The sequence below is a fragment of the Clostridium algoriphilum genome, from assembly GCF_020443705.1.
GTDB lineage: Bacteria > Bacillota > Clostridia > Clostridiales > Clostridiaceae > Clostridium_AD > Clostridium_AD algoriphilum.
The window spans coordinates 88,732-108,100 of the sequence record NZ_JAIZZK010000007.1; the positions used below are offsets into that span (position 1 = coordinate 88,732).

12 protein-coding genes and 1 pseudogene are annotated in these 19,369 nt (G+C 32.1%); 8 read left to right on the forward strand and 5 right to left on the reverse strand.

What is annotated here, in order from left to right:
* Positions 1–295: 295 nt before the first annotated feature.
* Together LGK95_RS07950 and LGK95_RS07955 are read right to left on the reverse strand one after the other, a co-directional pair.
* Complete coding sequence (locus tag LGK95_RS07950; RefSeq protein ID WP_226123899.1) at positions 296–1,408, reverse strand: DUF362 domain-containing protein; 1,113 nt, start codon at positions 1,406–1,408, stop codon at positions 296–298.
* 211 nt (positions 1,409–1,619) lie between these two features.
* Positions 1,620–2,483, reverse strand: coding sequence for a LysR family transcriptional regulator (locus tag LGK95_RS07955; RefSeq protein ID WP_226123900.1), 864 nt, complete (start codon positions 2,481–2,483; stop codon positions 1,620–1,622).
* A 203-nt stretch (positions 2,484–2,686) separates the two neighbouring features.
* On the opposite strand from LGK95_RS07955, the gene LGK95_RS07960 reads away from it, so the two are divergent.
* The 5 genes and pseudogenes from LGK95_RS07960 to LGK95_RS07980 all read left to right on the forward strand — a co-directional run bounded on the left by LGK95_RS07960 (position 2,687) and on the right by LGK95_RS07980 (position 10,022).
* Positions 2,687–4,426 carry an ABC transporter ATP-binding protein gene (locus LGK95_RS07960; RefSeq protein WP_226123901.1) on the forward strand — a complete coding sequence of 580 codons (1,740 nt, stop codon included), beginning with the start codon at positions 2,687–2,689 and terminating at the stop codon, positions 4,424–4,426.
* Positions 4,426–6,162 (forward strand): ABC transporter ATP-binding protein, encoded by a 1,737-nt coding sequence (locus LGK95_RS07965; RefSeq protein WP_226123903.1) that lies wholly within the window; start codon positions 4,426–4,428, stop codon positions 6,160–6,162. The genes LGK95_RS07960 and LGK95_RS07965 overlap by 1 nt, the downstream gene beginning before the upstream one ends.
* A 280-nt stretch (positions 6,163–6,442) precedes the next feature.
* Positions 6,443–7,930, forward strand: coding sequence for a spore germination protein (locus tag LGK95_RS07970; protein WP_226123906.1), 1,488 nt, complete (start codon positions 6,443–6,445; stop codon positions 7,928–7,930).
* A 73-nt stretch (positions 7,931–8,003) separates the two neighbouring features.
* A pseudogene (locus LGK95_RS22805) lies at positions 8,004–9,016 on the forward strand (GerAB/ArcD/ProY family transporter).
* A gap of 46 nt (positions 9,017–9,062) precedes the next feature.
* Positions 9,063–10,022 carry a Ger(x)C family spore germination protein gene (locus tag LGK95_RS07980; RefSeq protein WP_264174505.1) on the forward strand — a complete coding sequence of 320 codons (960 nt, stop codon included), beginning with the start codon at positions 9,063–9,065 and terminating at the stop codon, positions 10,020–10,022.
* Between the two features lie 225 nt (positions 10,023–10,247).
* On the opposite strand, the gene LGK95_RS07985 is transcribed toward LGK95_RS07980, so the two are convergent.
* Together LGK95_RS07985 and LGK95_RS07990 are read right to left on the reverse strand one after the other, a co-directional pair.
* On the reverse strand, positions 10,248–11,252 hold the full coding sequence (locus tag LGK95_RS07985) for a DUF3231 family protein (RefSeq protein ID WP_226123910.1): 1,005 nt from the start codon (positions 11,250–11,252) through the stop codon (positions 10,248–10,250).
* A gap of 79 nt (positions 11,253–11,331) precedes the next feature.
* Positions 11,332–12,504, reverse strand: coding sequence for an iron-containing alcohol dehydrogenase (locus tag LGK95_RS07990; protein WP_226123912.1), 1,173 nt, complete (start codon positions 12,502–12,504; stop codon positions 11,332–11,334).
* Between the two features lie 409 nt (positions 12,505–12,913).
* Here LGK95_RS07990 and LGK95_RS07995 point away from each other — a divergent pair, with 409 nt between their 5' ends.
* Genes LGK95_RS07995 through LGK95_RS08005 form a run of 3 tightly spaced genes read left to right on the forward strand, consistent with a single transcriptional unit; the run spans position 12,914 to position 17,176 of the window.
* Positions 12,914–13,354, forward strand: coding sequence for a MarR family winged helix-turn-helix transcriptional regulator (locus LGK95_RS07995; protein ID WP_226123914.1), 441 nt, complete (start codon positions 12,914–12,916; stop codon positions 13,352–13,354).
* A 28-nt stretch (positions 13,355–13,382) separates the two neighbouring features.
* Positions 13,383–15,158 (forward strand): ABC transporter ATP-binding protein, encoded by a 1,776-nt coding sequence (locus LGK95_RS08000; RefSeq protein ID WP_226123916.1) that lies wholly within the window; start codon positions 13,383–13,385, stop codon positions 15,156–15,158.
* Positions 15,155–17,176: an ABC transporter ATP-binding protein gene (locus LGK95_RS08005; protein ID WP_226123918.1), complete on the forward strand. Its 2,022-nt coding sequence runs from the start codon at positions 15,155–15,157 to the stop codon at positions 17,174–17,176. The genes LGK95_RS08000 and LGK95_RS08005 overlap by 4 nt, the downstream gene beginning before the upstream one ends.
* Before the next feature lie 232 nt (positions 17,177–17,408).
* Here the strand turns inward: LGK95_RS08005 and asnB are convergent, their stop codons facing one another.
* Entirely contained in the window at positions 17,409–19,250 is a 1,842-nt protein-coding gene (gene asnB, locus LGK95_RS08010) for an asparagine synthase (glutamine-hydrolyzing) (RefSeq protein ID WP_226123920.1), read from the reverse strand.
* Between the last annotated feature and the right edge of the window lie 119 nt (positions 19,251–19,369).

Genomic DNA, 19,369 nt, shown 5'->3' on the forward strand with positions numbered 1-19,369 from the left:
TTCTCTATCGCTCACATTCGGCGTCCTGCCTCAGGTTCGCTAGACCACGCGTCCTGCGTGGTCTCACGAGAATTTTATATTCGCAAAAGAAGAATTACTAAGTGGAATTTCATTGTTTTATCGTTTCTTATTGCAAGTCACTACGGTGAAATTATCTTATTTATTATTCTAAGTACTACATAAAGAGATGTAGCTTTTACTTTCACAATTATACCTTGTATTTATGGGTAAACAAAAAGAGATAATATCAGGGGGGTCAACTCCTTGGTATTATCTCTTTTTAATAGCATCTTTTTTATTTAACTGTTACTATTTCATATTCATTGGTACCAAATCCTATTTCTTTTGCATGGTCAAGTCCAACTTTCCAATTTGTATCAGGATGTATGTTTGAGAATTTATCCTCACCTTCGTGATAATGGTTATCAGAAAGCTCACAGCCATATATTGCTGTTGCTTTATTAACCATATCAACACATGCTTGATCTAATGCTATTGGATCAAAGGATGCTGCTATACCTATATCTGGAATAATTGCTATATCATTTTCTGGAGAACAATCACAATTAGGAGAAACGTTCATAATGAAACTAATATGAAAATTTGGTTTGTCTTTAATAACTGCATAGGTGTATTCTGCAATTTTCTCATTAGCACTATCAGCAGACTCGTTCCACTTTACTGTTGCAGAGCCGAAGCGACAGACTGCAACGCATTGACCACAGCCTACACATTTATCATAATCTATAGTTGCTTTTTTATCTTCATTAAATGTAATTGCTTCATGTAGGCAATTTTTAATACATTGACCACAGCTTACACATTTACGATGTTTCATAAAAGGCTTAGAAGCAGAATGCATTTCAAGCTTTCCACCAACGGATCCGCAGCCCATTCCTAAATTCTTTAATGTTCCACCAAAACCGGTCATTTCATGACCCTTAAAATGAGTCATAGAAATAACTATATCTGAATCTGCAATGGCTGAACCTATTTTAGCAGTTTTACAATGTTTTTGGTTTATTGGAATTTCTCTATAATCTCCACCTTTTAATCCATCAGCTATAATTAAGTTACAACCAACTGAAATCGGATTAAAACCATTTTCCATAGCAGCTTCAATATGGTCTACAGCATTAGATCTTCTTCCTGCATATAAAGTATTACAGTCAGTAAGGAAAGGATTACCACCAAGTTCTTTCACTAGTTTAACTATACTCGCAGCATAGTTTGGCCTTATGTAGGAAAGATTTCCTGGCTCTCCAAAATGAATTTTTATAGCTACGAATTTATCTTTAAAATCAATGGTTTTTATACCTGCCTGGGTTACAAGTTTTTGAAGTTTATCTAATAAAGAATATCCCGGTTTTGTTCTTAAGTTTGTAAAATATACTTTTGATTTTTCCATTTATTTGCCTCCTGTGAATCTTATATTAATTTTTATTAGGTTTGATTATCTATACCTAATATTATAACATATTACAATTTCTATATTTATTGAATTTTTATTATTGTTTGATTTTTCCAACTTATAATTAAAGTATAAATGGAAATTTTTATATCTACACCATCCGTATATGCGGCTATCTAATCTTTAAAAAATAAAAAATACTTAAGTTTTAATTGAAGCATTTTATAAACCTATCTGCTAGTGAAGACATATATCTATCTTTTATCCATATTGCAGCTAGTGATGTTTCTAATTTTTCATTTTTTATTTCCTTATAAATAAGATTCTGATTACATGAAAGTTCAAAAGCGGATTTTGGAGCTATTCCAATTCCAAATCCTGCATTAGCTAGCAGAAGTGTTGTTCGTGCATCATCATTTTTGCAGAATACTTCCGGCTTAAAACCACTTTCTATACAGGTATCCATTATTAATTGTTCAAATCTTCGATAAAAAATTAATGGCTTTCCACTTAGTTGTTCTAATGAGATGTAATTCCCTTCTAAATCCGAAGAATATTTTTTTGTCATTGCCGCTATCATGGGTTCTTTCTTCATACATTTATAATTACAGTTTAAGGCTTTAAATGGCGTTCTGACAATTCCAACTTCTATGATCCCTCTATTTAATAGTTCTAGGATCTTAAATGTGTTACCTTCATGCACAGAAAATTTTACACCAGAATATTCTTCATGAAATTTTGACATAGTATTTTTTATGAGTAATGCACCAGAGGATGAAACCATTCCTATGGATAATGTTCCGTTTAAACCTTTTTTGAAATCGTCTATTTCATTTATTGTAGAATCCGAAAGTTCCAAAATTTGCTCTGCTCTAGTTCTTAAAATTTCACCAGCATCCGTTAAATGGATATGCCTTGGTCCTCTTTCTACAAGTTTTACTCCAAGTTCTCTCTCTAAAAGTTTAAGCTGTTGACTTAGGGGTGGTTGAGCAATGTGAAGCCTTCTAGCTGCAGCTGTTATTTGACCTTCCTCTGCTATTGTAAGAAAATACCTGAGCTGTTTAATGTCCATACTATTCCTCCTCTTATACATAGGCAGGCACTCCATATATAATTAAAATTACAAAACCAAACATTAATTAAGGCTTTAATATATATATGAATATCGTATGCCACATATATAAAACATATATTATTAATATGGAAATCCCTATGCTATAATCATATTCGCATGGAACAAAACATGCAATACTTTTTATAATGGAGTGATGATTTTTGTTTAAACTTTTAAAATACTTAAAACCATATAGGAAAGAATGCATTTTAGGACCCACATTTAAGCTTATTGAAGCATTATTAGAACTATTACTTCCAACACTTATGGCACTTATTATAAATAACGGGGTAAGCTCGCACAATACAAGCTATGTGTTAAAAATGGGTGGGATTATGTGTGCTATGGCCATCTTAGGTTTTTGTAGTTCTATGACATGTCAGTATTTTGCTGCACGTACTTCTCAAGGCTTTGGTACAAATTTGCGTAACAATTTATTTGAACATATATCTACGTTTTCCTATGTGGAAATAGATAAGTTCGGTGCCTCGTCTCTAACAAATCGTATTACTAGTGATGTAAATCAGCTTCAACTCGCAGTTGCTATGCTTATTCGTATGGCATTTCGTGCACCATTTATATGTATTGGTGCAATTATTATGTCAATGTTATTAGATCTTAGATTAGCTCTCGTATTGATAGTAGCTACTCCTATTTTTGGAATTATTATATACCTTATCATAAGTAGAACCTCTCCACTTTATCGTAAATATCAAAATAAATTAGATAAACTCGGAATAGTAATTCGTGAGAATCTTTCTGGAGCACGAGTAATTCGTGCCTTTGCAAAGACAAGGAACGAAGAAATAAGATTCAAAGCTGCAAACGACGATTTAACTTCAACTGCAGTTTTAGTTGGCAAAACCTCCGCTTTGTTAAACCCTCTTACAACTCTTGTTATGAATGTAGCAATAATTGCTATTTTATGGGCTAGTAGTTATCACATTAATGCTGGCACGCTTTCTCAAGGCACAATTATTGCATTTGTTAATTATGTTACACAAATATTATTAGCACTTGTTGCACTATCAAATCTTGTTATTATATTTACAAAAGCATTTGCATCTGCTAGCCGTGTTAATGAAATACTTGATACCGTAGCATCAATTAAGGACGATGGAATGCAAATAGAAAAATCTTCGCATGATGATAATGATGTTTCCATTGAATTCAAAAATGTTTTTTTTGCATATGACAGTGCTAGCGACTGCGAACTAATGGATATTAACATATCTATTAATAAGGGAGAAACAGTAGGCATTATAGGAACTACAGGTTCCGGTAAATCCACTTTCATAAATTTAATTCCAAGATTTTATGAGGCAACTAAAGGTGAAATAATAATAAATGGAGTAAATATTAAAGATTATTCTCTAAAAAAACTTAGGGATAAAATTAGCATGGTACCACAAAAATCTGTTCTGTTTACTGGTAGCATTTGCGAAAATATTCGCTGGGGAAAGAAAGCTGCCTCGCAAGAGGAAATCATTGACGCCGCAAAAATAGCTCAAGCTGACGAATTTATAAAAGAGCTACCTAATGGCTACAATACACAAGTAACCCGTGGAGGTCTTAATTTTTCTGGCGGACAAAAGCAAAGACTGACAATTGCTAGAGCAATAATTGCAAAACCTGAAATCTTAATACTTGATGATTCCTCTAGTGCACTTGATTTTGCAACGGATGCAGCCCTTAGAACTGAGCTTAAAAATTGCAGTGAGACCATGACTGTACTTACTGTTTCTCAGCGTGCCAGTTCTATAAAGCATGCAGATAAAATTATTGTATTTGACGATGGGAAAATAGTAGGAGTAGGTATCCATGAGTATCTTATGACAAATTGTGATATATACAAAGAAATATGTCTTTCACAGCTTTCAGATAAGGAGGTAAATAAATAATGAATAAAACTATATTTAAAAGAATTATAAAATATATGTCACGAAGTAAAGTATATGTTGTATTTTCTCTTTTAAGCGCAATTATAACAGTAATTTTAAGCCTTATTGCACCACTGCTAATAGGTAAAACTATAGATAAGATGATAGGAAAAGGTCTTGTTGATTTTAGTTATGTATTTAAAATTATAATTGCAATAGCTATAGTTTATATAGCTTCAAACATATTTAATTGGCTTTTGATATATTTAACTAACTTAATTGCTTTTTCTAGCGTTAACAATATGAGGCAGGATCTTTTCAAAAAAATAAGCACCCTACCATTAAATTTCTTTGACACTAAGCCTCATGGTGATACCATAAGCAGGTTCGTTAACGATATAGAAACAATTTCAGACGGAATGATTCAATGCTTGTCCACACTTATTACAGGTATTGTTACCCTAATAGGAGCTATAGGCTTTATGTTCTACTTAAATCCTGTTATGACCTTAGTAGTTTTGATTTTGTCTCCAGCTTCTTATTTCATGGCAAGATTTATCACAAATCGCTCCCAGAAGATGTTTAAAAAACAGGCTAAAGTTTTGGGTGATTTAAATGCTTATGTTGAAGAAATTATAGATGGTCAAAAAGTTGTAAAAGCGTTTAATTATGAAGATGACACTATTAATAAATTTAAAGATATCAATAATGATTTATATAGTGCAGGTGTAAAATCTCAATTTTATGGTTCTTTATCAGGCCCAACTACAAGGGTTGTAAATAACATAATCTACTCGTTTATTGGTATTATTGGAAGTTTTGCTGTTATTTTTGGTAAACTCACAATAGGTGACATATCAAGTTTTCTTATATATTCAACCTTATTCTCAAAACCTCTAAACGATATAACCGCAATATTTACACAGATTCAATCAGCTGCAGCTTCTGCTGAGCGTATATTTTATGTGCTAGACATGGAATCCGAAATAGCTGACAGGAAAAACGTAATTGATCTTCATAACAATCGAGGTGTGATTTCTTTTGAAAATGTAAATTTTGGATATGCATCTAATCGTCCCCTTATTAAAAATTTTAATTTAACTGTGAAGTCGGGTAGTCGAATTGCCATCGTAGGTACAACAGGTGCAGGTAAAACAACTCTTGTAAATCTATTGATGAGATTTTATGAGATTAACAGTGGAGGTATATTTATTGATGGGACCAATATAAATGAAATAAGCCGCGATAGTCTACGTTGTAATTTTGGAATGGTTCTTCAAGATACATGGCTTTTCTCAGGAACTATAAAGGAAAATATAGCCTATGGTAAACCCGATGCCACAGAAGATGAAATAATAACTGCTGCCAAATCTTCTGGGTCTCATAGCTTCATACGCCGTTTACCTAAGGGGTATAACACTATAATTACTGATTTAGGTGAAAATCTTTCACAAGGGCAAAGGCAACTTCTTACTATAGCAAGGGTAATGCTTGTTGAGCCTCCTATGTTAATTTTAGATGAGGCTACAAGTAATATAGACACAATAACTGAAATTGGAATACAAAAGGCATTTCTTAAAATGTTAAAAGGAAGAACCAGTTTCATTATAGCCCATAGACTTTCCACAATAAAAGAATCCGATATAATTTTGGTAATGGATAATGGTAATATTGTTCAAAGTGGAACCCATGAAAAATTATTAGAAATAGGTGGTCAATATGCGCAGCTTTATAATAGTCAGTTTGCTCCTGTTTGATATTCCTATGGCAAAAGTGAGTGGTATTCTTTAATGGTTATACAAATAGAGGGTTCAACTATACAATAGCTAATGTTTTTTTAAAAAGTTTATTATATAACTAGTCCGAGAAGTCATCCATATGATATTCTCGGGCTTTTTTTTGTGTGATATTAAATTTACTTGAAGAGTATTATGATTTTAAGTTTTAAAAAGATATCTTTAAAAGGTTAATGTATTGTTACCATATAAATATTTTCATAAATCAAGGGCATAATAAAAATATTATTAATGTGGGGTGATGAAATTGTTAAGCAAAAAATGTAGTTTAAATGAAAATATTAATAATATAAAAATGCTTCTTGGAACCCAAAATGAATTAGTAATAAGAAACTTCATTATTGGTGAAAAAAATTACTTAGAAGCTGCGGTTATTTATATGGATGGATTAGCTAAAAAAGATATGATAGATAGAGATATACTAAACCCAATAATGCTTCATGTTAATGAGGATTTTATTAGCATGGGAAATATAGAGGAATATATATGTAAAAAATATATTGCTGTTAGCAACACCTATGTTGAAACAGATTCAAATAAAGTTGTGGATAATATTAAAAGAGGAAAAACTATATTACTAGTGCAAGACTCTTGTAAATTTATCATAATCGATACTACAGGAGGAGTATATAGAGCAATAACAGAGCCAATAAACGAAATTGCTTTAAGAGGACCAAGAGAAGGTTTTGTAGAAAACCTAGAAACAAACATCAGTATGTTACGAAGAAGAATAAAAGATAAAAATTTAGCAACTGAGAAATTTGTATTAGGGAGGAGAAGTCAAACAGATTTAGTAATCATGTACATAGATGATATTGTAGATAAAGAGTTTTTACAAAAAATAAAGGATAAAATAAATACCATAGACATAGATTCTGTTACAGAAAATGGTATTCTTGAACAATGTATGGAAGAACATCCTTACAGTATATTTCCACAGGTAATCGGTACTGAAAGACCTGAGGTTGTAGAATCCAAATTAATGGAAGGTAAAATTGCATTTTTATTATCAGGCACTCCATATGTTACAACTTATCCTACAACTTTTATAGAGTTTTTTCAAACCCCAGAGGATTATTTGGGAAGAGTAATTCAAACATTTTTAACACGAATGATAAGAATAATAGCTGCTTTTATAGTAATATCTTTTCCTGCAATTTATATAACCCTGATTAAATTTAATCAAGAGCTTATACCCATAGATTATATTAAGTCTCTTATACAAGCTAGAAAAGGTATATCATTAAGTCCATTTATGTCTTTATTAGGGATGCAAATAAACCTAGAACTTATGAGAGAAGGTGCACTGCGGATGCCTACTAAAATAGGCCAGTCTCTTAGTATTGTAGGTGGGATTATTATTGGAGATGCCGCACTTGCAGCAAAAGTCGTAAGTTCAAGTACTTTACTTATTGCAGGAATTTCTGTTGTTGCTTCTTTTGCAATATCTTATTATCAGATGTCTATTTCAATAAGATTGTTAGTATACCCCATGTTATTCTTAGCAAATTGGCTTGGGATACTGGGAATAGTAATAGGGTGGTTTTTTATATTAGCATATCTATGTTCCATGGAGAATTTTGGTGTGCCCTATTTTTCATTTCCTAAAAGCGATATGAAGGATATATTTATAAGAGCACCTATTTGGAAAATGAATAAAAGACCTGAGGTTATTCCACATAATGACCCTATAAGGCAAAGTGATTTCAGAGGTGAGAAAAATAAATAGAGCTAAAGGTACTTTATTAACCCCAAGCCAATTTACATTTACATTAAAGGCAATTATGACTGGTATAGCAACTATGTCTCTACCTAATCTCGTTATAAAAGTTTCAAAACAGGATGGCTGGATAAGCATCATATTGGGGGCAGTGTATCCTATATATTTGGTTATTGTAGCAAATTTTATGAGTAAAAAATTTCCTAAAGATAATATATTGGTATTAAGTAAAAAGTGTTTTGGAAATATTTTAGGTAGTATTCTAAATTTTATTTTTATATCCTTTTTTTTATTTATTCTAACAGCAGAATTTTCTGGATATAGCAATGTATTTAGAGTATATGCAGTAACTTTCTTAAAAAATTATCAAGTTTTATTAACTGTTTTAATTCCAATATCTTTTGTATCTTATAAAGGTATTAAAACTCTCGGAAGGTTGAATGAAATAGGTTTTTATTTAACTATATGCTTGATTATTTTTCCAGTAGGTATTTTAGCATATGGAAGTCTTTTAAACTTGATGCCTATATTTGGTTCAGGCTTAAGCAATATAGTAAAAGGTTCAAGTAAAACAGTTTTTGCTTTTTGTGGTATGGAAATTATATTCCTAATTTATCCTTTTTTACAAGAGCAAAAAAACTATTAAAATGTGGTCTTGTAAGTACTGGTATTGTAACATTTATTTATGTTTGGGTTACATTTGGAACTATTTATTACTTAGGTGTTGATAGTTCCCAAAAGTATTTATGGCCTGTTATAACCTTAGCGGATAGTATAAAAATTCCGGTTATTAATAGCTTTCGATATATATTTGTAACTATATGGTCTTTGGTTGAATTTAAATGTATATCCACTTTTTACTTTGCAGTTTCTTATGGCTTAAACCAATCCATAAAAAAAACATCTGCTAAAACCTTTACTATATTACTGTATCCCATAATCATAATTATATCTCTTCTATATGGAAATCCAACAACTACTAGTTATTATATGGAAAAGCTAATCCCTGTTTATGTAATATTTAACTTAACATATATTTCAATAGTAGCAATTTTGATTTATTTAAAAAGAGGTGTTAACTATAAAAAAACATAAAATTTATATATTAATTGTTGTTATACTTATTTTTATTATATGTTTTATGGGCTCAAAGGGAGAATTAGTTGAAAATTTACAAATACCTATAGGCGTTGGAGCAGATACAGATCCTGCTAATACATATAAAATACCTTTTTTAATATATTCCTTTGAGGAAGAAGGTAAGATATCAAGCATTTTAGTTTCTGGAGAGGGCAAAAGTATAGGAGATACAAGACAAGATAGGCAATTAAGATCTGGTACAAGGTCAACGATTGGTCTTTCTAGAATATTTGTCTTTAGTGAGGCCGCTTCAACATTTGGTTTGAAAGACTTTTTAGATATATGCATTAATAATCCCCAAATAAATGATAGAGCAATATGTGTAGTATGTACAGGAAAAGCTGAGGATATGTTGAAATATAAAGTTAAAGGATATCCAAATTCTGCTGAATACATTGAGAAGATGGTAAGTAATTTACAACAATACAATTTTTATCCCATGCAATACACACTTATAGATTTGTTAGTAAGAGTGGATGAGGAAGGGAGAAATGCTTTGCTTCCTATTGTAGAAATAAAAGGTACCAATATAGAAACCATAGGTCTAGCAATATTTAATAAAGATAAACTGGTTGGAAAAGCTGGCGTTGAGGAAGCTAGAATAATTAATATTTTAAAAGAAAATAATGTTAAGGGTATCTTAACCTTACAAAAGGATTCAAAGAAATATATAAATTGTTTTACTGTTTCTAAAAGAAAGATTAAATGTGATAAAATTAATGGAAAATATAAGTTTGTAATAAACTTGGATTTAAAGGGTAACATTATATCCAATGAATTATATGAAAATTTATACAATGATCCTAAAGTATTAAAAAAATTTGAAGAAGACATGAAAATTTACGTAGAAAAAATGTGTAATGAATCTATTAATAAGATTAAATTAAAATACAAAACCGATGTTTTGGATTTAGGAAGACTAAGTATGGAAGGGGAACGGTTTCTGATTGGAATAAGGTAATATCCAATTCTGATATAAAAGTTAATGTAACGTTTTCAGTAGAGACTGAAGGAAGAGGGGATTTTTAATATATTTCTACCAAATGCTAAAAACTAATTAATATTTATTAATTAGTTTTTGTTCTATTGAAAATAATTCAAAGTTGAGCTGCTTATTTTTCACGTCTCAACTTTGATTACAAACATATTCATATTATATACTGACATTTACTTAATCTACATTAGCTTAAACCTCCACTAAATTTTCATGTCTTATTGCTTGTGGAGGCTGTTCAGACCAGCCATTATCGATCATAATATCCGCACCATCTTTAGCATATTTCATAACAGCATCCATAAATTTAATACACATAGATTGTAGGTCACTTCTCTGTATATCTGCCAAAGCAAAGCCTAAACTACCGATTTTTTCTGAACACATTATCATTATTTTATATAACATCAATTTTTCTGAAAAGGGGGCAACTGTAGACTGGGTTACATATAAGTCGGAAGAAGATGGAATTGGAATACCTTCAGCTGCTAAAATTGAATTAAAAGCATTATTTTGTTTAGTTGCAAGTTCTTTTCCTCTTAACATATAATCCGAAATTTTTTTATCCTTAGAAACTTGAGCAAATCCAATTAACTGTGCGCTTCTAAGTATGGTAGCGGAAGCAATGGAAAAGATGTGAGTTATTTCCAACGTAAGTAAAGGTCTCTTTTCTCCAAACCAGTCTAACATGAAACTTTCATCTTTTATATATTGTACCTCTTTAGGCACTTCTACATGAGGCGCTCTTACAAATATACCCTTTGATAATCTCAGTTCTGCTGACCTATTGTAAAGATCGATGTATTCTTGAATACATTTTGAAAAGTAATTTCTAACGTCGGAACGTGCTATGTTATTTAAAATCAGAGTATAATTTTGCATTGCTACTTTTGAGGCATAAGCCATATACTGCAAGTAGAAAGTATCTGTAAATAAACGCGGAGCATTTATATTAACTTCATTGTCACTGAATCCTCCTGGTATAGGTAGTTTCTCTTGATTAAATAAATCAGTTAATACTTTAATACGTTGATTTGACAAATCCAAAGTATACTTCATTATAGCGAGAGTATCGGTATCCTCAACACTGTTCAAATGGTGTTTAAGTTTACATATCAACAAATTTTCACCCATGTATGAGTTCCAAATACCTGTTATCTCTGATGAAACTAACGGTATTTTTGTATTATCGTCCATATACATTTTCTCCTCTCATAATAACAATTAATAAAATTAGTTTCCCCAATTGTTTTTTATTAATACAAATAACCTACTTTCACATAGCGGCAATATAAATCTTCATAATATCTACAAAAGTTCCCTGCCTTGGGTTTGTAGAGGATGTTATATCTTTTTCAGCATTTTTTGAAAGAAATTCAATATCACTTTTCTTAACTCCCATTTTTTTTAAATGAGTTGGAATACCTATATCTTCAGTGAGCTTTTGAATGCTACTCATAATTTTTTTAACAGCTTCTTTTTTATTATGTGTTTTAATACCAATTGCTTCGCTAATTCTAAATATTCTTTCGTCAGATATTGACACTGAGTTAAACTCTAACACATGGGGTAATAGTACTGCATTACAAACTCCATGAGTTTGATTATAAAATCCGCCTATTTGATGGGCCATTGAATGAACATATCCCAGGCCTGCATTATTAAAAGCCATCCCTGCCATAACATTTGCAAACATCATCTTTTCTCTGGCTTCCAAATCATGGCCATTATCGTATGTTCTTTTTAAATAACCAAAAACTATTTTCAAGGCATCAATTGCCAAAGAGTCTGTGATTGGTGAAGCCTCTGTGGAAACAAAAGCTTCTATAGCATGGGTAGCAACATCAATACCAGAACTAGCGGTTACTTCCGGAGGCATGGTTACCATAAACATAGGATCGTTTACCGATATTATAGGCATCATTTTAGAATCTCCAATAGTCATTTTTAATTTTCTACTCTCATCTGTTACAATAGTAAAATTACCTACTTCAGAGGCTGATCCAGATGTCGTATTAATTGCTACGACTGGCAAACAAGGCTTTGTCATTTTGTTATAACCTTCATAATCTCCAATCGCTCCCCCATTTGTTGCTACAATAGCGATACCCTTAGCACAATCATGGTTTGTCCCACCGCCTATAGATATGATAAAATCATAATTTCTTTTTAACGGGTTTAATCCCTTATTCAAATAGGTGAGACCATCTTCTATAAATGAAACTGTCGCATTTGGATGTAAGATGCCATCAAAAATGTCATAGGAAATAAACAAACTTTTTAATATTGTCTCAACCATTTCAACATAGCCACAGCTTATTATGTTTTTGTCTGTAACAATTAATGCTTTGCTCAGTTTGTGTGCCAATAATTCCGTTGGCAAATCTTTTATAGCCCCTACACCAATAAGATTTTTTGGGGGAAGAAAAAAGTTATGTGTGTTTTCCAAATTTAATCACTCCCGTTCCAATATATGTTAAAGTTTCTCACGCTTTAAGTCCATACCCAAGTTTAAAAGCTCATTTATTATTTTACAAATTAATTATGTAAGTAGTTTGAACTGTTTACTCTGTAATTATTCGCATATAGGGTTTCTTATATGGGATAAGGTACGTTTATATAACATAGCCATATAATATCAAGTGATTCTTTTGTAATCTAATTTTATATAATAGGACCGAAATAGTTTACTTTTTATATTCGTAAACCCTGGTAGAGGCAGGCATAAATGTATGCCCATTTATTTTCAATATATGTATTGACATAAAATATTTATGGGATTATAATATATTTCGTAAGCTAAATGTACGTATACGAAACAATTGTATGCGAAATATATACGAGGTGGTGATTGAGTAGTGGAAACATTGAATGAGAGTATAGAAGTTGCAAGACTTTTTCAAGAAGTTATGCAGTTATTTAAACATAGTATGACTAAAGTGCTTAGTGATACAGGTATGTCTGCACCTCAAGGTATGGTTTTGGGGCTTTTAAGTAAAAAAAAGAAGCTAAAGATTACAGAACTAAGCAATGAACTTTGTTTATCAAATAGTACAGTTTCTGGAATTATAGACAGGCTTGAGAAGCAGGAAATGGTAGTAAGAGAAAGAAGTTCGGATGACAAGAGAGTGGTTTACGTAAGTATATCGCCGGAGTTTAAAGACATGCATAAAATCTTTCATAAACAATTTGAAAAAAACCTTGCAGACATAATGAGTAAGGGAAATGCAGAGGAAATTCATAAAGTATTTGAAGGCTTGGATGTACTTAAGAAACTTTTAAGTGATCAGCAAAAATAGTGTAAAACAATGATTGGGGATGATATTAATGATGAAATTATTTAGGTTTTTAAAACAGTATACGGTGCAAATAATGGCAATAGTTATATTGATTTTTGTTCAAGTACTTGCAAATCTATATTTACCGACGCTAATGGCGGATATAGTTGACAAAGGTATCTCTCAGAAGGATGTAGTTCAAACTATTTCGTTTTTAGGATTTAATGGGTCATATAAAGGGATAGATTATATAATTAGAATAGGTGGACTTATGTTACTAATCTCAGCAGGTGGTGTTATATGCTCAGTTATAGCTGCATTCCTATCATCAAAAACTGCTGTAGGGCTAGGTAGGATTATTCGTAATAAATTGTTTACAAAAGTCGAAGGATTTTCACTACATGAGTTTGATAAGGTTGGTACTGCTACCCTTATAACAAGAACTACAAATGATGTTACTCAGGTTCAAACAGCAACTGTGATGATTTTTTCTATTATGCTTTTTGCTCCTTTAACTGCCATAGGTGGTATTGTTATGGCTTTAAGAGAGGATGGTCCACTAACATGGATTTTTGCGGTTGTAATTCCGCTGCTTGGGATTATTATTGGTGTTACTCTTAAATTCGCTATGCCATTATTTAAATTAATGCAAGTTAAAATAGATAAATTGAATCTTGTATTACGTGAAGGACTTACTGGTATTAGGGTTGTACGTGCATTTAATCGTATAGATACTGAAAAGGTTAGGTTTGATGACGCTAATACTGATCTTATGAATAATGCTGTTAAAGTAAATAAAATTATGGCATTTTTATTGCCAGTAATGATGTTAATTATGAATATTACGACAGTTGCAATTATTTGGTTTGGTGCTAAAAGAATAGACGCTGGAAGCATGGAAGTTGGTTCATTAATCGCATTTATACAATATGGAATGCAAATATTATTTGGGTTCTTAATGCTTGCTATGGTGTTTATTATGATACCAAGGGCTCAGGCGTCTGCAATAAGAATAAATGAAGTTTTAGAAATGGAATCAGAAATTATAGATCCAAAGACTACAATACTCGCTAATAAACAAAGTGGATTCGTTGAGTTTAAGGATGTAACATTTAGTTACCCAGGTGCAGATCAACCAGCAATTAGTAACATATCATTTAGTACAAGACCTGGCGAAACAACAGCAATTATTGGTGGTACAGGTTCGGGTAAATCAACTCTTATCAACTTAATACCTCGTTTTTATGATGCTACTAGTGGTGCAATATTGGTCGATGGAGTAGATGTACGCGAAATGAGTCAGGAAAACCTTCGCTCAAAGATAGGTTTCGTTCCTCAAAATACCGTACTCTTTACTGGAACAATTGCTGAAAATATTAAGTATGGTAAGAATGATGCAACTATGGAAGAAATTCAGCATGCAGCAAAAGTAGCACAAGCAACGAATTTTATTAATGGAATGGAACGAGGGTATAATCATCCTATAGCCCAAGGAGGAACAAATGTTTCTGGTGGACAAAAACAACGGTTATCTATAGCGCGTGCTCTAGTTAGAAAACCAGAAATATATATATTTGATGATAGTTTTTCGGCACTTGATTTTAAAACGGATGCAAAACTACGTGCAGCACTTAAAAATGAAACAGCAAAATCTACAGTTATAATTATTGCTCAAAGAGTTGCAACGGTTATGGACGCAGATAGAATTATAGTAATAGACGATGGTAACATTTGCGGCATTGGAACTCACAAAGAACTTTTAACTAGTTGTAAGATATATCATGAGATTGTATCGTCGCAGCTTTCAGAGGAGGAATTATCATGAGTGAAAACAATAAGAACACTAAATCAGGTGGAGGTTCAGGAGGCGGAATGGGACGCTCGGGTGGTCCAATGGGATCCTTTGCGGGTCCAATAGTTAAAGCCAAAGACTTCAAAGGGACATTAAAAAGACTTTTAGGGTATTTAAAACCTCAAAGAACTAATTTTATTTTAGTTTTTATATTTGCAATCATCAGCACTGTTTTTACCATAGTGGGACCTAAGATTTCAGCAAAAGCTATAGATAGATTAGTAGAAGGCATAATGAATAAGTATGGTTTAATTCAGTTGCATGCTAAGCAGGGCGAAATAGCAGCTTTAATAAAGGCTAACCCTGCAGCAGCGAAAAGTCCTAAAGTTATTGAGGGGCTTACTCAAATTAAAGCTGGAATTTCTAAGATAATGAATGTAAATGGCGGTATGATAGATTTCACATATATTCGAAATATAATTTTATTACTTCTTGCATTATATTTAGTAAGTACAGTTTTTGGCTTCCTTCAACAATATATTATGGCTGGAGTTGCACAGAAAACTGTTTACAATATGAGAAGAGAAGTTGAAGATAAGCTTTCACGGTTGCCACTTAAATTCTTTGATTCAAGAACTCATGGTGAGATATTAAGTCGTGTAACAAATGATGTTGATAACATTTCAACAACTCTTCAACAAAGTCTTACTCAGCTTATTACGTCTATTGTTACAATAATTGGTATTATCGTTATGATGCTAACAATAAGCCCACTAATGACGCTAGTTGTAATTTTAACATTGCCACTTTATATTGTTGTGACAGCTTTTGTTGCAAAACGATCTCAAAAGTTTTTCGCTGCTCAGCAAAAAGAAATCGGAGCACTCAATGGTCATGTTGAGGAAATGTATACTGGTCATAAAATAGTTAAATCATTTGGTCATGAGAAAGATTCAATACAGCAGTTTGAAAATATTAATGATAGATTATATACTTCAGGTTGGAAAGCTCAGTTTATATCTGGGATAATAATGCCTATGATGAGATTTGTTAGTAATATAGGGTATGTAGTTGTTTGTGTTGTTGGTGGATTTCTAGCAACGCAAGGTAGAATAACTATAGGTGATATTCAAGCCTTTATTCAATATTCTAACCAGTTTACACAACCAATAGTTCAAACAGCTAACATCGCAAATATCATACAATCAACAGTAGCTTCAGCTGAACGTATTTTTGAATTATTAGATGAAGTTGAACAAATTGCAGAAACTTCGGATAGTAAGGTAATTAAGCTTCCTAAGGGAGAAGTTAAGTTTGAACATGTTGATTTTAGTTACAAATCAGAAGAATCACTTATTAAAGATATGAATATTGATGTAAGACGAGGTCATACAATTGCAATAGTTGGACCAACAGGTGCTGGTAAAACTACACTTGTTAACTTGCTTATGCGTTTCTATGAGATAGATGCAGGTAAGATTTCAATAGATGGAGTTGACATAAGAGATATAAAACGTGGAGAATTACGTAGTATGTTTGGTATGGTTCTTCAAGATACTTGGTTATTTAATGGTACTATAATGGAAAATATCGCTTACGGCATAGAAGGAGCAACTGATGAAGAAACTATGCAGGCAGCAAGGGCTGCTCATGCACATCACTTTATTAAGACTCTTCCTGATGGGTATAATACAATACTAAATGAAGAAGCTTCTAATATATCTCAGGGTCAAAAACAACTTCTTACGATTGCTAGGGCAATACTTGCAAATCCAACAATTATGATACTTGATGAAGCTACAAGTAGTGTTGATTCAAGAACAGAAGTTTATATTCAAAGGGCAATGACAGAGCTTATGGAAAATAGAACAAGTTTTGTAATTGCACATAGACTTTCTACAATTAAGGATGCAGAATTAATATTAGTTATGAACAAAGGGAGTATTATTGAGATGGGTAACCACAATGAACTTCTTGCTCAGAAGGGCTTCTATGAAGATCTTTATAATAGTCAGTTTGCTGGGGCAAACTTAGATAATGAAGTAATGTAAATAAAATTAGTTAAAATTCAATTTATACCTTATAAAGTAGACAAATAAAAAGTCTACTCTATAAGGTGTTTTTGTTTGAAAGACTACTTAAGAAAGTTATTTATAACCTAGAAAGATATAAGAAAAAGAGCTTTGATTGGTATAAAGAAGTAATAAGAACAAATGGAAAAAGCTTAAAATAAGAATGATATATTGAAAGCCACGTTGAAATAATATTCAACGTGGCTTTGATTTATTTTAATATAACCTTATATTCTTTAAGCCAAGTATTTACTTGTATTAAATAAGCAATAAGTTGAGGCCCTGTCATAAGTTGACCATACCAAGGATTCTTATATGCATTACCACCTGAATCAACTATCTCTTGAACATGTTTTTGGTCTATGATTTGTAGTATTGGTGAAGATTTATCTTTTAATATAACATTCATCAATTTTTGAACTGCCATAGTATAATTAGGGTTATGAGTTTTTGGGTAAGGACTCTTTTTCCTCCAAAGTACATCATCTGGAAGTAGACCTGTAAGAGCTTCTCTTAATACTCCTTTTTCACGTCCATTATAATATTTCATATCCATAGGGATATTGTATGCATACTCTACAAGTCTCTGGTCTGCAAAAGGAACTCTTACCTCTAGTCCGCTAGCCATACTCATTCTATCTTTTCTTGTAAGCAAGGTTATCATGAACCATTTTATATTTAAATAGAATAATTCTCTCATTCTATGCTCTCTTGCGCTTTCACCTGGGAGACCTGGAACATTCCGAAGACTCTCATCATATTTTTCTTGGACATATTCCTCTAGTGGAAGACTTTGAAGATCAGGAGAGAGTATACTCTTTCTATCACTTACGAATTTTGACCAAGGAAAAGTTGTGGCATTTATGTCTTCTTCACGCCTAAACCATGGGTAACCACCAAAGAGCTCATCAGCGCATTCGCCGGATAAAGCTACAGTGGATTTTTTTCTTACCTCCTTGCAAAAGAGATATAACGATGAATCTACGTCCGCCATGCCAGGGAGATCAGTAGCTCTAACAGCATCTTTAAGTGCTGATGCAAGCTCAGGTGTATCAATAAGTATATCGTGATGATCTGAGCCAATATAATCTACCATTTTATAAATCCAGTCTGCATCTGTATTTGGTTGAAATTCTGTAGGTTTAAAAAACTTTCTATTATCAACATAATCTACAGAATAAGTATTTAAGTTGGGTAAATTATTCTTTTTAAAGTAAGTTGAAGCCACTGCAGAAATTATGCTTGAGTCGAGTCCACCAGATAAAAAGGTACACACTGGAACATCTGCAACTAGTTGCCTTTCAATTGAATCTACAAGCAAGTAACGTATATGCTCTGCAGTTGTAGCTAGGTTTTCATCATGTGCTTTAGCAGTAAGTTTCCAATATTCCTTTGTTTTAATGCCTTCTTTACTGTAAATCAAACTGTGCGATGGAGGCAATTCTTTTATATTTTGGAATATACCACTGCCAAGAGGTCTTGCAGGCCCAAAGCCGAAAAGTTCAGTAAGGCCTTGTTTGTCAAGAATTGGATCTACTAATGGATGAGCTAAGAGAGTCTTTATTTCGGAACCAAAGATTAATGAATTATCTTTGATTGTATAAAATAAAGGTTTAACTCCTAAGGGATCTCTTGCTAAAAAGAGTGTTTGATGAGTTTCATTCCAAACTCCAAAAGCGTAAATACCATTTATATGTTTAACACATTCTTCGCCCCAGAAAATATAGGCTACCAAAAGCACTTCTGTATCAGAATATGAGGTGAAACTAAATCCATTCTCTTTTAGTATTTTTCGTACATCGTCTGTATTATAAAGCTCACCATTATAAACTATAGTATAGGTGTTATTTCCTATTTTTTTCGTCATAGGCTGCGCTCCACCTTCTGGATCAACTACTACTAAACGTCTATGACCTAATATAGCATGTTTTGAAAAATGAAAACCACAAGCATCAGGTCCCCTTTGTTTTAGGGTATCGGTCATTTTAAAAAGAATTCTATCGTCTTTTTCAATATTAGCGTATAAATTAACCCATCCTGCAATACCGCACATTTTATCATCTCCTAAAATTAAATAACATTGTAATATATATATTATGTAGTTTGATTTAAAGGGTGCACAAAAGTTCATTTTTAAATTTATAGGTGCATATATAAGATGAAACAGACCAT